General features: G+C 72.1%; 12 protein-coding genes. 5 read left to right on the top strand and 7 right to left on the bottom strand.

What is annotated here, in order from left to right:
* The first annotated feature begins 74 nt into the window (after positions 1-74).
* Entirely contained in the window at positions 75-890 is an 816-nt protein-coding gene (locus tag VA596_RS40405; RefSeq protein WP_323334651.1) for a DUF1206 domain-containing protein, read from the top strand.
* Here the strand turns inward: VA596_RS40405 and VA596_RS40400 are convergent.
* Positions 854-2,674, bottom strand: a complete 1,821-nt coding sequence (locus VA596_RS40400) for a translation factor GTPase family protein (RefSeq protein ID WP_323334649.1) — start codon at positions 2,672-2,674, stop codon at positions 854-856. The two genes, VA596_RS40405 and VA596_RS40400, sit on opposite strands and share 37 nt — an antisense overlap.
* A 245-nt stretch (positions 2,675-2,919) precedes the next feature.
* Here VA596_RS40400 and VA596_RS40395 point away from each other — a divergent pair, with 245 nt between their 5' ends.
* Entirely contained in the window at positions 2,920-3,360 is a 441-nt protein-coding gene (locus tag VA596_RS40395; RefSeq protein ID WP_323334648.1) for a DoxX family protein, read from the top strand.
* 64 nt (positions 3,361-3,424) lie between these two features.
* Here the strand turns inward: VA596_RS40395 and VA596_RS40390 are convergent, their stop codons facing one another.
* The gene (locus tag VA596_RS40390) at positions 3,425-4,135 is read right to left on the bottom strand and encodes a TIGR03089 family protein (protein WP_323334646.1); all 711 of its coding nucleotides are present in this window, start codon (positions 4,133-4,135) and stop codon (positions 3,425-3,427) included.
* A gap of 108 nt (positions 4,136-4,243) precedes the next feature.
* On the opposite strand from VA596_RS40390, the gene VA596_RS40385 reads away from it, so the two are divergent.
* Positions 4,244-5,080 (top strand): NAD(P)H-binding protein, encoded by an 837-nt coding sequence (locus VA596_RS40385; protein ID WP_323334644.1) that lies wholly within the window; start codon positions 4,244-4,246, stop codon positions 5,078-5,080.
* Between the two features lie 83 nt (positions 5,081-5,163).
* On the opposite strand, the gene VA596_RS40380 is transcribed toward VA596_RS40385, so the two are convergent.
* Together VA596_RS40380 and VA596_RS40375 are read right to left on the bottom strand one after the other, a co-directional pair.
* Positions 5,164-6,447: an LCP family protein gene (locus VA596_RS40380; protein ID WP_323334642.1), complete on the bottom strand. Its 1,284-nt coding sequence runs from the start codon at positions 6,445-6,447 to the stop codon at positions 5,164-5,166.
* Between the two features lie 38 nt (positions 6,448-6,485).
* Positions 6,486-8,033 carry an LCP family protein gene (locus tag VA596_RS40375; RefSeq protein WP_323334641.1) on the bottom strand — a complete coding sequence of 516 codons (1,548 nt, stop codon included), beginning with the start codon at positions 8,031-8,033 and terminating at the stop codon, positions 6,486-6,488.
* 127 nt (positions 8,034-8,160) lie between these two features.
* Here VA596_RS40375 and rfbB point away from each other — a divergent pair, with 127 nt between their 5' ends.
* The gene (gene rfbB / locus VA596_RS40370; protein WP_323334640.1) at positions 8,161-9,150 is read left to right on the top strand and encodes a dTDP-glucose 4,6-dehydratase; all 990 of its coding nucleotides are present in this window, start codon (positions 8,161-8,163) and stop codon (positions 9,148-9,150) included.
* Positions 9,151-9,155: 5 nt separating this feature from the next.
* The gene (gene rfbD, locus VA596_RS40365; protein ID WP_323334639.1) at positions 9,156-10,049 is read left to right on the top strand and encodes a dTDP-4-dehydrorhamnose reductase; all 894 of its coding nucleotides are present in this window, start codon (positions 9,156-9,158) and stop codon (positions 10,047-10,049) included.
* A gap of 5 nt (positions 10,050-10,054) precedes the next feature.
* Here the strand turns inward: rfbD and VA596_RS40360 are convergent, their stop codons facing one another.
* The 3 genes from VA596_RS40360 to VA596_RS40350 are packed head-to-tail and all read right to left on the bottom strand — an operon-like array spanning position 10,055 to position 14,618.
* Positions 10,055-11,140, bottom strand: a complete 1,086-nt coding sequence (locus tag VA596_RS40360) for a glycosyltransferase family 4 protein (RefSeq protein WP_323334637.1) — start codon at positions 11,138-11,140, stop codon at positions 10,055-10,057.
* Positions 11,133-13,652 (bottom strand): glycosyltransferase, encoded by a 2,520-nt coding sequence (locus VA596_RS40355; RefSeq protein ID WP_323334635.1) that lies wholly within the window; start codon positions 13,650-13,652, stop codon positions 11,133-11,135. The genes VA596_RS40360 and VA596_RS40355 overlap by 8 nt, the downstream gene beginning before the upstream one ends.
* A 30-nt stretch (positions 13,653-13,682) precedes the next feature.
* A complete protein-coding gene (locus VA596_RS40350) occupies positions 13,683-14,618 on the bottom strand; it encodes a glycosyltransferase family 2 protein (protein ID WP_323334633.1) in 936 nt (311 codons plus the stop codon).
* Positions 14,619-14,621 lie beyond the last annotated feature (3 nt).

Below are 14,621 nucleotides of genomic sequence, written 5' to 3'. Positions count from 1 at the left end.
CATCGTCCCATCACAGCGGGCGATTAGGCCGCATGGCGCAGCCGGTCGGGCTTCGCAATGGGTACCCACCAGGCATGAACCGGACAGCGGCCACGGCCCAACGAGGCGAAAAGACCGATACCGCCCAACTGCTCGGCCGGGTCGGGATGGCCTGCTACGGCCTGGTCCACCTGGTCCTCGCCTACCTCGCCCTGCAGGTCGCGTTCGGCAGCGGCGAGCAGGCCGACCAGAAGGGCGCGCTGCAGGAGATCGGCTCGACGGCGTTCGGGCAGGTCCTGCTCTGGGTGCTCGCCCTCGGGCTGGTGCTCTTCGGCCTGTGGCAGTTCATGATGGCCGCGGTCGGCTACACGTGGGTCAGCGGCGGCAAGCGGACGCGCAAGCGGATCGGCGCCGGCGCGCGCGGCGTCGTCGTGATCGCGCTGGGCTTCTCCGCCTTCAAGATCGCCATCGGCAGCGGCAGCGGGGGTTCGAGCAACCAGACCCAGCAGGAGTTCACGGCCAAGCTGCTCCAGCTGCCGTTCGGGCGGGTGCTGGTGATCATCGCCGCCGCGGCCGTGCTCGGCGTCGCGATCGCGTCCGGGGTCAAGGGCTTCAAGAAGAAGTTCCTCGAAGACCTCGACATGACGGACCTGCCGGGCAAGACCAAGCGCTGGGTCACCTGGCTCGGCCAGGCCGGGTACATCGCCAAGGGCGTCGTACTGGCGATCGTCGCGATCCTCCTCGCCTACGCGGGGTTCAACGCCGACCCGAACAAGGCCGGCGGGCTGGACGCCGCCCTCAAGACGCTCGCCGCCCAGCCCTTCGGCACCGTGCTGCTGAGTGTGGTGGCCCTTGGCTTCGCCGCGTTCGGCGCCTACTGCTTCGGCGCGGCCTGGGCCCACAAGCGCTGACGCCGCGGCGGTTTCCCGGGGTACGGCCGGTAATCACCGAACTCGCTCAGGAAGACGCCCTCGCCCTGGGAGAGGGCGGGCAGCGCCTGGGTGAACTCGTCGACGTGGCCCGCCGGGATGGTCCCGTGCAACGTGCACGACGCCGGGCCCGGCACGGGTTCCCCGGGCACCGCCCGCAGCTCCGCCAGCTTGAGCAGCACCGCGCTGACGGCGTTCACCGGGATCTCCAGCTCGAAGCGGTGCACCGGTTCGTACACCCGCGTCCCGGCCTCGCGCAGCGCCGCCCTCAGCACGAGCGGGGTCATCTTGCGGAAGTCGCCCGCGGCGCTGATCGGGCTGAAATACGCCGTGTGCGTCAACGTCACCGCGCAGTCGAGCACCTCCCAGCCGTACAGGCCCTGCTCGAGGGTGCCGTGGACGGTCTCCTCGATCGCCTTGTGGAACGCCAACGGCAATGAGCCCAGCTCGACCGACCGGCCGAACGTGACGCCCGATCCCGGCTCGACCCGCAGGCCGACCGTCGCGAAGAAGTACAGCCGCTGCTCCGGGTCCAGCTCCTTGACGGCCTCGCCGCGGCCGACCGGCTTCTCGACGTACAGCGTGCGCGTCGGCTCGAACTCGACGTCGATCCCGGCGCCTTCGGCCAGCATCGAGCGCAGTACCTCCTTCTGCACTTCGCCGTAGAGCCGCACCGAGACGTCGTGGCCGCGGCGCCGGACGTCGATCAACGGGTCCTCTTCGGACAGTCGCGTCAGCGCCGTGAACAGCGCCGCCGCCTGCTCGGGCCGGACCGGCCGCACCACGCTCTCCAGGCTCGGCGGCGCGAACACGCCGTCGCGGGCGCCGCCGGGGGAGCCGAGCCGATCGCCGATCCGGACGTCGCGCAGGCCGCGCACCCGGGCGACGTCCCCGGCGAGCGCCACGTCGTCCCCGGCGACCTCGACCGCCGAGACGCGCCCGGTGAGCTCGGTTTCGCCGCGGTAGAACAAGATCCGCTGCCGCACGGCCAGCGAGCCCGAGTGCAGCCGCGCGTAGGCGATCTTCTCGCCCGCGCGGCCGCGGTCGATCTTGAACACCGTCGCGGACAGCGGCCCGTCGCCGGTCCGCTCGGTGGCCGGCAGCAGCTCGGCCATCGCCGTGACGAGGTCCCCGACGCTGGCGCCGGTGATCGCCGAGCCGGACAGCACGGGGTGCGCCGCGGCGCGGGCGACCTGCCGGGCCAGCTCGACGCGGCAGACCGCCGCGTCGACCCGGTTGTCCACATAGGACTGTAGGAACGCGTCGTCGCCGTCGGCGAGGAACTCGGCCAGGCCTTCGGGCGCGCCCAGGGCGAACGCGCGGGGCGCCAGCTTCGCGCGGACGTCGTCGAGCAGGTCCCGGGCGCCCATTCGGTCGATCTTGTTGACGAAGATCAGCGTCGGGATGCCGAGGCGGCGCAAGGTCCGCATCAGCACGCGGGTCTGGGCCTGGACGCCTTCGACGGCCGACACCACCAGGACGGCGCCGTCGAGCACCCGCAGCGCGCGCTCGACCTCGGCGATGAAGTCGGAGTGGCCCGGGGTGTCGATCAGCGTGATCCGGGTGTCGCCGGTCACGAACGAGACCACCGCGGAGCGGATGGTGATGCCGCGACGGCGTTCGAGGTCGAGGGAGTCGGTCTGGGTGTCGCCGCCGTCGACGCTGCCGAGGTGGTCGATGGCGCCCGCCTCGAAGAGCAGGCGCTCGGTCAGGCTGGTCTTACCGGCGTCGACGTGCGCGAGAATGCCGATGTTCAGGGTTTTCACGGGTGCGGGAGATCCTTTGGGATGCGGTGGACAGGCCGGGTCGGACGGTCTGTCGGCGCATCGGGGTCTCCTCACGGTCGTGGACGCGGATCAGGGCGACGATAGCTCCGCCGGGGCCCGCGCGAAACCGAATTCGGTCCCTGTCGGTTCCCTGTCGATCACCCTCCGGAGCTTCGATCACGGGTGCCGGGTGCCCTACTTTGGGTCGGGTCAGTTGAAATTTCACCGATCGGGAGTGGGACCGGATGTTCGGACGATTCAAGGACGTGGCCCTGTTGCTGGGGAGGATCGGCGTCGCGGTCGTCTTCCTCGCGCACGGGATCCAGAAGTGGAACAACGGCGTCGACGGCACCGCGAAGTTCTTCGCGATGACGGGCATCCCGCTGCCCACGGCCGCCGCGATCTTCGCCATGACCGTCGAGATCCTCGGCTCGATCGCGTTCATCGCCGGGTTCCTGATGCCGCTGGTCGGGATCGGCTACGTCGTGATTTCGGTCGGTGCGCTGCTTTCGGTGCACATCGACAACGGCCTCACCGGCCAGGGCGGCTACGAGCTGGTTCTGGTGCTCGCCCTCGCCGGCTTGGCACTGGGCTTCAACGGCGGCCGCCTCACGCTGGACCACCTGCTGTGGGGCCGCAAACGCGCCCGCCGCGACACCGAGGTCGGGGAACTCCAGAACGCCTGACCCCGCAAAGCCGTGAAGGCCACCTTGAGGGACTCTGAGTCCCTCAAGGTGGCCTTCACGGACTTCAGGCGGAGAGGTCGGCGGTCGTGCGCTCGGCGTCGCGGCGGGCGGAGAGCTTGGCCGGGTCCGCGTTGCTGACGTGCACCAGGTGGGCGCCGGCCGCGAGGGGGACGAGCAGGCCGTCGAGGATGCCCTCGGGGCCGCTCCAGTCGCGTGTGGACAGTACGCGGTCGTCCGCGCTCAGGCCCAGTTTCGACGCCCGGCCGCGGGCTTCCGCGAGGATCTCGTCCACAGTGGAATCGAACAGCGCCGCCGTGTCGCCGGGGATCGGGAAGAGCGGCCGGTACTGGTCGCCCGCCATCCGGGACTCGGTCAGGTAGTCGAACGCGCCGCCGCCCGGCGGCTCGTCGAGGCCGCGGCCCATCGGGTCCAGCGTGACGACGGCGGTCGCGGCCGCCCCGGTCGGTTCCGGGTCGTCCGGCCCGACGAACGCCACGCGCGCGCCGCTGCCCTCGGTCACCACTCGGGCGCCGCACCACCACGCGCCGAGCAGCACGCCGACGGTCTGCCAGTGCGCGGGGAGCTGCACGGCCACCGCGTCGCCCGGCTCGATGTCGAACTCCTCGGTCAGCCAGTTGGCCGTCTTCGCGGCCCAGTTCACGGTCGTCGCCACGGACAGCTCGACGCGGCTGCCGAGCTGGTCGTCGTAGTGGGTGATCAACGGCTTGGCGGGCGAGGCCTGCAGCGGCCGCAGCAGCTCGTCGGTGAGGCTCATGCGCCAAGGCTAAAGCGCGGACCACGGGCCTCGCCGGTTGACACCGCTTCGCCGTCCTGAGTAGCTTTGCTTTGCAAGCAAATGCAATACACGAACTGGGGAACCCTCATGACCATCCTCGTCACCGGCGCCCGCGGCAACGTCGGCCGCGCCGTCCTCGACGCGCTCGTCGCCGCAGGTCAGGACGTACGCGCGTCGAGCCGCGACGCCACTGCGCTCGACGTCCCGGACGGCGTCGCGAAGGTGAGCGCCGACCTGGAAAGCCCGGAAACGCTCGACGCCGCGCTCGACGGCGTCGGCTCGGTGTTCCTCTACACGCAACGCCAGGGGATCGACGGTTTCGTGAAGGCGGCCGAGGCGGCCGGGGTGCGGCACGTCGTGCTGCTGTCGTCAGCGGCCACGCTGGAACCGCAGTCCGCGCAGAGCCGCATCGCCCGGCTGCACCGCGCGGTCGAGGAAGCGCTTGCCGCGGCGCCGTTCGCCGAGACCGTGCTCAACCCCGGCGCGTTCGCGACGAACACCCTGGGCTGGCGCCAGGACATCGCCGAGGGCGTGGTGCGCTCGGCCCACCCGGATTCGCGGATCGGCGCCATCCACGAGCGCGACATCGCCGACGTCGCCACGCGGATCCTGATCGACGGCTCGCACGTCGGCGAAGCGCTCGCGCTCACCGGCCCGGAGCCGATCTCGTTCCGCGAGCAGGCGGCGATCCTCGCCGACGTCCTCGGCCGGCCGCTCGCCGTCGAGGAGCTGACGCCGGAGCAGGCGGCCGAGCGGATGGTCGCGCTGGGCTTCCCGCCCGAGGTGCCGCCGGAGATCCTGCGCGCCTGGGCGCGCACGACCCGGGAGCCGTCGCTGGTCACCAACGTCGTCCGCGACGTGACCGGGGCCGCGCCGCGCACCTTCCGCCAATGGGCCGAAGAGCACCGCGCCGACTTCGCGTGACCAAGCCGCACTTTCGCCGTGAAAGATGCGCCCGAGGGGGCCGGCGACGCATCTTTCTTAGGGAAAGTGGCGGGTTTTGGGGCTCAGTTGACGCAGGTGACGCCTGGGGAGGCTTGGAGCAGCGGCGCCGCGACGGGGGCGGCGCCGCTGCCCGAGCCGCCGCCCGCGGGGGTCGTCGCGCGCCCGGCCAGGCCGGCCACGAACTCCCGGACCGCGGCCGGGTCGACCTCGACGATGCTCTGACCGTCCTCGCTGCGGCCGTTCGCGGTGATCACCGGGATCGTCGCGAACTCCAGGTCGCCGGACGCGAGGCCCTTCGCCTGCTGCGCGAACTGCAGCAGGTCGAGCCCCGGGTCGAGGGTGAGGGACCGGTGGACGACGTCCACGAGGTTGTTCAGCGTGCCTGGGCTGGTCAGCGTCCCGGCCGAGAGCACCTGGTGCAGCGCGGAGGACAGGAACGCCTGCTGCCGCACGATCCGGTCGAGGTCGCCGCGGGGGAGGTTCTTGCGCTGCCGGACGAAGGAAAGCGCTTTGCCGCCCGAGACGGTCTGCTCGCCGCGGCGGAAGTCCGCGCCCGAGTCCTTGTCCTCGGTCGCGTGGTTCAGGCACACCTTGACGCCGCCGAGGGCCTCGGTGAGCAGGTAGAAGCCCAGCAGGTTGACCTCGGCGTAGTGGTCGACGCGCACCTGCGTGAGGTCCTGCACGGCCTGCACCAGGACGCGGCGGCCTTCGGTGTCGGAGTCGCGCTCGATCTTCGCCTGGTCGCGCTCGCCCTGCGCGCGCAACGTCTGGGCGTAGTGCGCCTTCGCGATGCCGTACGCCGAGTTGATCTTGGCCTTGCCCCGGCCCGGGATCTCGGTCCAGGTGTCGCGCGGGACCGAGACGGCGGACGGCTTCGCGCCGTTCTTCGGCACCCGCAGCAGGATCACGGTGTCGGTGTTGACCGCGCCGTTGTTGGCCTCGGTGCGCAGCTCGCGCAGGACCCGCGCCGGCAGCACGTTGCCCTGCGCGTCCGTCCGCGCGTCGCTGCCGACGAGCAGGATGTCGTCCGCGCCGTCGTCGGCGGGCGGCGGCGCGGGCTCGCCCGCCCGCGGGGTGAGCGCGTCGGTCGTCGGGACGTTGCTCTGCAGCTGGTCCTTCGTGACGTAGGCGTAGCCGCTCGCGCCCAGAGCGATCAGGGACACGAGGCCGACGGCGACCCGGCGCGTCACCCGCCCGGCACGGCGTGCGCGGGACGGTCGGGGAGCGGGCTCTTCGGACAACTCGGGCGTCGGCTGCCGCGGGAACGGCGATGGCTTCCACTCCGCGGTGTCGCTCTGCGTCACCGCCTTGGCGGCCGGACCGGACTGTTCCTGCGCGTCATCCACCCCTTGTTCCCCTCCCCCGACCACACTGCGTACTCAGTCTAGTTGACGCAGGGGACGTCGCCCGCCGTGATCGGCGGCGCGGCGGGGGCGGAGCTCGGTGGGGTGGAGGTCTGGACCGGCGGCTTCGACGGCGTCGACAGCGACGTCGACTGCGGCGTCGACGGCCCGTCGGCCGGGGCCTTGAAGTCCTTGCCCAGCAGGACGCGCACGTGCCCGGCGGCGACGTCCTTGTCCGGTTCGGCCTGGAGCGAGGTGCCCAGCACCTGCTTGACCAGGCCCAGCGCGGTCTCGTCGGCCGGGTTGTACCGGACGACCGTGGTGGCGCGGGTGCTCAGCTTCTGGTCCGCGGGCAGCGTGAAGCCCTTGCCCTGCAGCAACGTGTGGGTCTGGGTCGCCAGCGCCGGCGTGCCCGTGCCGTCGAACAGGTCCACCGTGACGGCGTTCGCGCCGGGCAGCTGCGCCTGCGCCGGGGCCGTGGTCGCCGGGGCGTCGCCGTCGAAGGTCAGGCGCGCCACCTCCGCCTGCACCGCGGCCGGGTCGACGCGCAGCACGTCGGCGCCGCCGATCACGGCGTTGCCCTGGGTCGGGATGGTGTGGAACTCGATGTTGCCGCCGGTCAGGCCGCGCATCTGCTCGGCGAACTCGGTCAGGTCCCAGCCCTGCGAGACGACGACGGACTTCTTCACCGCGCTCACCAGGTCGGCGATCTTCGACGGGCTGGTCAGCACGTCGGTCGAGATGACCTTGCGGGCGAGCCCGGAGAGGAACGCCTGCTGGCGGGCGATCCGGTCGAGGTCGGCGTTGGGCAGGTCGTACCGCTGGCGGACGAAGGCGAGCGCCTGCACGCCTTCGATGGTCTGGCGCCCGCCCGGCAGGTCCACCCCGGACTTCTTCTCCTTGACCGGGCCCTTGAGGCAGACCTCGACGCCGCCGATCGACTTGGTGATCTCGTAGAAGCTCGCCAGGTTGACCTCGGCGTAGCGGTCGATCATGCCCGGCTTGCCGATGAACTTCTCGAGCGTGGCGATGAGGTTCTTGCGCCCGGCGACCTTCGCCTGCGCGTCGGCCTGCTTCAGGTCGGTCATGCCCTGCCGCTGCAACGTTTTGTACGTGTCCGTGTACGCGTAGACGAACGCGCTGTTGAGCTTGTGCTTGCCGTACCCGCCGGCCAGCTCCACCCAGGAGTCGCGGGGGAACGAGATCGCGATGGCGTGCTTCCCGTTCTGGGGGATGTGCACCAGGATCATCGTGTCGGTGTTCAGTTCGCCGTCGGAGACGCCGGCGTGCAGCATGTCCAGCACCTCGCGGGGCAGCGGGTTGCCCTGCGCGTCGGTGCGGCTGTCCTGGCCGACCAGGAGGATGTCGATCGCGCCGTCGAGCGGCTTGGCGTGCGCCTCGGTGTCGGCGAAGACGTTCGTGGTGGTCAGGCCGGTGTTCGGGTCGCCGATGAAGTGCCAGCCGTACCAGGTCAGCGCCAGGATCGCGACGGAAAGCAACGAGACGACCACCTTGCCGCCGCGGCGGGCGAAGATGGCGACACCGTGGCGACGGCGGCCCGGGACGGGCGGCGCAGGCCAATCGGTCACGCGCTTTCCTCCTGTGAACCCAGGGCACCCCCCGTGCCTCCACCCCAGACTCTACTGAGGGTGTTGTGGGACCTCCGTAGGCTGGGGGCCGGTTGCCCCCGGACGGGGGCCGAGGAAAGGCGGGAAGATGCGGGTCCTGGTCACCGGTGGTGCGGGCTTCATCGGGTCGCACTACGTCCGGCAGGCGCTGGGCGGCGCGTACCCGGCGCTGCGTGACGCCGAGGTTGTCGTGCTGGACAAACTCACCTACGCCGGCAACGAAGCCAACCTGGCCCCGGTCGCCGCCGACCCGCGGCTGCGGTTCGTCCGCGGCGACATCTGTGACACCGCCCTGGTCACCGAGGTCATGAGTGGTGTGGACCTCGTGGTGCACTTCGCCGCGGAGTCGCATGTGGACCGCTCGATCCTCGGCGCCGCCGACTTCGTGCTGACGAACGTGCTGGGCACGCAGAACCTGCTGCAGGCGGCGCTGGAGGCCGGGGTCGGCAGGTTCGTCCACGTGTCCACCGACGAGGTGTACGGCTCGATCGAGACCGGCTCCTGGACCGAGGACCGGCTGCTGGAGCCGAACTCGCCGTACTCGGCGTCCAAGGCGTCCTCCGACCTGGTGGCGCGCTCGTTCTTCCGCACCCACGGGCTGCCGGTGTGCATCACCCGGTGTTCCAACAACTACGGTCCGTACCAGTTCCCCGAGAAGGTCGTCCCGCTGTTCGTGACGAACCTGCTCGACGGGCGGAAGGTGCCGCTGTACGGCGACGGGCTCAACGTCCGTGACTGGCTGCACGTGGACGACCACTGCCACGGCATCCAGCTGGTCGCCGACGGCGGCCGGCCGGGCGAGATCTACAACATCGGCGGCGGCATCGAGCTGACGAACCGCCAGCTGACCGAGCGGCTGCTCGCGGCGCTCGGCGCGGGCTGGGACAGCGTCGAGCCGGTCGAGGACCGCAAGGGCCACGACCGCCGGTACTCGGTGGACATCACGAAGATCGGCGAGGAGCTGGGGTACGCTCCGCGCGTGTCCTTCGAGGACGGTCTGGCCGCGACAGTGGCCTGGTACACGGACAATCGCGCGTGGTGGGAGCCCCTGGCGGAGCGGGCCGCGCTCAAGAAGTAGAGGATGTGCTCGTGCGGTTGACGGTGCTCGTGCCCGGTGGTTCCGGACAGCTCGGCCGGGATCTCGCCGCGCTCGCTTCGGACGACGTGGACGTCGTCGCGCCGGGGTCGGCGGAGCTGGACGTGACGCAGACGGGCCAGGTGCTGGCCGCCGTCGGCGCGCTGGCCGACCGCGCGCGCGAGTCGGGCTCGGCACCGGTGGTGATCAACGCGGCCGCCTACACCGCGGTCGACGCGGCGGAGACGGACGAGGAGCGCGCGTTCGCGGTCAACGCCGACGGCCCGCGTGTGCTCGCCGCGGCCTGCGCGGCCCGCCGGGTGCCGCTGATCCACGTGTCCACGGACTACGTGTTCCCGGGTGACGCGTCCGCGCCGTACGAGCCTTCGGACGAGCTGGGCCCGCGAAGCGCGTACGGCCGCACGAAGGCGGCGGGCGAGGACGCGGTGCTGGGCTCGGGCGCGTCGTCCTGGGTGGTGCGCACCGGCTGGCTGTACGGCAGGTCGGGCACGAACTTCGTGAAGACCATGGCGCGCCTGGAAGCCTCGAATCCGGAACTGTCCGTTGTGGACGACCAGGTCGGCGGTCCCACGTGGACGGCGGACCTGGCGGCGGGCCTGCTGGAGCTGGCCTCCCGCGCGGCGACCGGCGACGGCCCGGAGCAGCGGATCCTGCACTGCACGAACGCGGGTTCGGTGAGCTGGTGCGGCTTCGCGCGCGCGGTCTTCACCCACCTGGGCGCGGATCCGGCGCGGGTCAAGCCGTGCACGACGGAGGAGTTCCCGCGCCCCGCCCCGCGGCCGGCTTATTCGGTGCTGTCACCGGCTTCGTGGAAGGAAGCCTGGCTGACGCCGCTGCGTCCGTGGGAAGAAGCCCTGGACGCCTACTTCGCGGCCGAGTGACGCGGTCAGTGGCGGCCTGAGGCGAGGCGGTACGCGCCCACCGTCAGTTCCGCGCACGTGTGCCACGTGAAATTCGCCGCGTGGGCGCGCCGCGCCGAGGACGTCGCTACCGCGTGCGGGTCGGTCACCGCGGTGCGCAGGGCTTCCGCCAGGCCGTCCACGTCGCCGTACGGGACCAGGCTCGCGCAGTCGCCCGTGACCTCGCGCAGGGCCGGGATGTCCGTGCACACCACCGGGACGTCCGACGCCATCGCCTCCAGCACCGGCAGGCCGAAACCCTCGTCGCGCGAGGGCAACACCAGCGCCGACGCGCCCGCGACCACCGTGCGCAGGTCCACATCGGACAGATAGCCGGTCTGGCGCGTCCGGGACGTCCGGGGGAACGGGCCCGGGCCGGCGAACACCAGGTCCGGCAGGTCCGGGGCGGCGTCGTGCGCGCGAATCAGCCAGTCGAGACCCTTGCGGGGACCCGCGGCCCCGGCGAAGAGCAGGTAGCGCGAAGGCAGGTCCAGGCGCGCGCGGCGCTCGTCGTCCGGCGGACGCGCGGTGAACCACGCCGGGTTGACGCCCAGCGGGGTCACGACGATCTTCGCCCGGTCGACGTCCAGCCGGGTCGCCACCGAGTCGGCCACCGCGGCGGTCGGGGTGCAGATCACGTCCGCCCGGCGGGCGCCGCGGCGGACCAGTTCCGGCAGGTCGCGGTCGCTCGGGGCGAGCTCCGCGGGATTGTCCAAAAAGGCCAGATCGTGGATCGTGACGACACCGGCCGCGCGGAACCGGCCCGGCAGCACGAAGTTCGTGCCGTGCACGACGTCGGTCGAGCCGGCGAACAGCTCCACCGGCGGGAAGTCCGAACGCAGCCACGTCATCCGCAGCAGCCGCGCCGCCACCGGCATCCCGCGGGCCCGCACACCGTGCGGCAGCACGTGCCGCAGCCTCCGCCAGCCGCGCAGCGTGAACGCCACCGCGCGGGTGTCCACCTCGGGGTTCGACGCCAGTTCCTCGCTCAGCGCGGCGGTGTACCGGCCGATTCCGGTGCGGGCGCCGAGCAACGGCGTGCCGTCGAGGAGGACGCGAAGCGGTTTAGCCACGGCGCAACCGCTGCTTCGCGACCTTGACGACCCGGCCACCGACGCGCCGCGCCAGCTCGGACGGCCCGCCGTCGGCCAGGTATTCGCGGATCAGGTCGGTGTCCCGGCGCAGCATCGCCCGGCCGCGCACCGGGGGCGTGGTCACCAGGTCCGCCGAACCCGGCAGGCGGTCGGCCGCCGGGCGCGGGTCGCGGCAGAACTCCACCAGCGGCTTCAGCGCCTCCGGCCAGGCGAACCGCTGCGCGACGACGGCGATCCGCTCGACGCAGCCCGCGGCGAACTCCTCGTCGTACAAGGACTTCTCGAGCGCGTCGGCCAGCGCGCCGGCGTCTTCGGCCGGGACGACGACACCGAGCTTCTCGGTCCGCACCAGGTCGGCGAACGCGTCGCCGTCCGTCGTGACGATCGGCAGCCCGGCCCAGAGGTAGTCGAGCACCCGGGTGCGGAACGCGAACGTCGTCTCGACGTGCTCGTAGTGCGTGGTGACCCCGCAGTTCGCGTCGAGCAGCCAGTTCTGCCGCTCGCCGTAGGGCACCCACTGCTCGTTGAAGTAGACGTGCTTGTCCGTCAGGCCCAGTGCGTCCGCCAGCCGGATCGTCCGGGCGCCGATGTCCATCTCGGCGACCTCGGGGTTCGGGTGCTTCATGCCGAGGAACACCAGGCGGACGTCGCCGCGGCGGCGGCGCAGCTCGTCGATCGCGCGGACCAGCGTCAGCGGGTCGAACCAGCTGTACACCCCGCCGGCCCAGAGCACGACGTGGTCGGTGCCGCCGATGCCCAGCGACGACCGCAGGCCGGGCCCGGTCCGGGTGGGCGGCTGCGGCGACAGTCCGAAGGGGACGACCGCGAGCAGCGACTGCGTGGTCGGGTCGGCGTCGTAGAGCCGCGGCGAGAGCCGGCCGAGCGCGGCCAGGTGGCCGAGCCAGAAGTGCCGCTGCCGCTCGGACGCGCAGAGGAAGAAGTCACCGCGTTCGAGCTGCGCGTCGAGGACCTTCGTGACGCCGGCCAGGTCCGCCGCGCGCTTGTCGTCGGCGACGCCCTTGCCCTGCTCCAGCAGTTCGAGGTGCATCGGGTCGTACAGGTCGGCGACGACGATCTTGCCGCTGTGCTCCTTCTTGAGCGACGGCGCCAGTTCGAGCACGTGTCCCTGCAGGACGACGATGTCGGCCCAGGCGATCGGCGCTTCCAGCTCGTGGCGCTTCCCGGCGCCGACCCGGAACGGCGCGGGCGGCGGCGTGGCCAGCGGGTTCGTCGTGACGAGCTGGACGTCGTGCTCGGCGGACAGCGCCAGCGCGATGTTCCAGGCGCGGATCGCCGGGCCGGCCATCCGCTCGGTGAGCGCGTCGCCGGTGATCACCAGGATCTTGCGGCGCTGCCCGAAAGCCTTTTCTATGCCGAACGCCTCGACGAGGATGTCGTGCGCGGCGAGGTAGCGCGGCAGCGGGTACGCGGGCTCCAACGCCTTGCGCAGCAAGGGAAGCAGGTCGGCGTCGGTACGCACGCGCGCGGCCTGTTCGACCGCGCGGGACTCGGCCAGCGACGGCAGCTGCTCCACGAACTGGTCGATCGCGAGGAGCCCGGCGAGCGTGGTCCGCGGGATCGCGACGTCGCCGGATTCGATCGGGCCTGAAGGGTCACCGCCCTGTTCCAGGTCCAGCTGGGTCGCGTCCAGCTCACCGCGGGCGGTGGCCCGGCGGACGGCCAGCGCGAGCGCCGCGGGCAGCGCGCGGGCGAGCGTCTCGTCGGAGAGGTTCTTGTACAGCGAGGCCAGGGCGTTGCGCTCCAGCAGGAAGGTCTCGCGGCCGGTCTCCGGCGCGTCGACCGCGCCCATCGTGCCGTGGTGGCGGTGGTAGGTCAGCGACTCCGGCACGTACCGGACGCGCCAGCCGCGCAGGTTGAGCCGCCAGCCGAGGTCGACGTCCTCGTAGAACATGAAGAACCGCTCGTCGAAGCCGCCGAGCTCGGCGAACACGCCCGCGCGGACGAACAGCGCCGAGCCGGTGCCGAACAGGACGTCCTTCGCGACCTCGTGCTCGGCGGCCGGGACGTCGGCCAGCGGGCTGCCCGCGTGGCGCTTGTAGCCCATGCCGAACCAGGTCAGGCCGCCGTCGACGAAGTCGGTGCCGGTGCCGTCCCAGTCGAGGACCTTGCTGGCCACCGCGGCGACGCGCGGCTGCGCGCGCAGTTCGGCGACGGCGGCGGACACCCAGCCGGGCGCCGGGCGCGCGTCGTTGTTGAGGAAGGCGACGACCGTGCCCTTGGCGTGGCGGGCGCCGAGGTTGCAGCCGCCGGCGAACCCGGTGTTGCGCCCGGCCTCGATCACCCGCGCGCCGGGGACGGCCTCGCGGATGCGCGCGGCGTCGGCGCTGCCGGGGGTGTTCTCGACGCAGATCAGCTCGAGTGCGGGGTAGTCGTGCTCGGCCAGCGCGCGCAGGCAGGTGATCGTGTCGTCGGCGCCGTGGTAGTTCACCAGGATCACCGAGACGAGCGGTTGCTGTTCCCCCTGCGCCAAAGCCAGCTCCTTCGTCGGATTGGGCCCAGCTTAAAGGCCGGCCCATGCCTCCCAGACCGCGCCTCGGCCCAGCGCTGCGAGGCGGCCGATCCGGCGCCGGGCCAGCAGCGTCGCCGGTAACCGCGCGCCGACCTCGGCCAGGACCCGGCAGCGCAGGCCGAACCGGAAGTTCGCCGCGGCCGGGCGGCCCGGCCGCAGCGGCAGTACCGCTGTCAACACGGCGAAGCGGACCAGCTGGTTCAGCGCGACCTCGCGGGGGGCGCAGCGCAGCAGCGTGAGCAGGCGGTTGCGCTCGTTCCAGCGGTGGAACGGCACCGAACCGGGCTTGCTGCTGACGCCGTGGGCGTGCCGGACCCGGGCGTCCGGCGCCGCGACGACGTCCCACCCGGCCAGCCGCAGCCGCCACGCCGTGTCGGTGTCCTCGTAATAACAGAAGAACTCCGCCGGGACGCCGCCGACGGCGCGCAGGGCCTCGACGCGCAGCAGCGCCGCGCCGCCGCAGAAGCCGAAGACCTCGCCCCCGGGCTCGGTGAGGTCGGCGCCGTGGCCGTCGGCGGTCAGCCGCACCCCGGCGGACTGCACCGGGCCGCCGGGCAGCACGAGCAGCGACGTCGCCGCGGCCGCCAGGGGCGACTTCTCGAGGGTGTCCTCCAGGATTTCCAGCCAGCCGGGCTCGGGTTCGGCGTCGTCGTTGAGCCACGCCATCAACGGCGTCTCGAGCTCCTTCACGGCGACGGCGAGCGCGCCCGCGTAACCGGTGTTGCGGGGGAGCCGGAGGACCCGCGGCTTGCTCGGGTGCGCCGCGAGCAGCGCGGCGGTGCCGTCGTCCGAGGCGTTGTCCACCACGAGCGTCCGATGTGGACGCGTCTGCGCGGCGAGCGCGTCGAGGCAGGCGGCGACGTGCCCGGCACCCCGCCAGGTCACGACTACCACCGTGGTGGCGGGATTCGGCGTCACGTCCCGCACAAT

The organism is Amycolatopsis heterodermiae (assembly GCF_034929455.1).
Lineage (GTDB): Bacteria > Actinomycetota > Actinomycetes > Mycobacteriales > Pseudonocardiaceae > Amycolatopsis > Amycolatopsis heterodermiae.
Note: the sequence above shows the minus strand (reverse complement) of the source record. Positions and strands in the feature narration are given on the sequence as shown.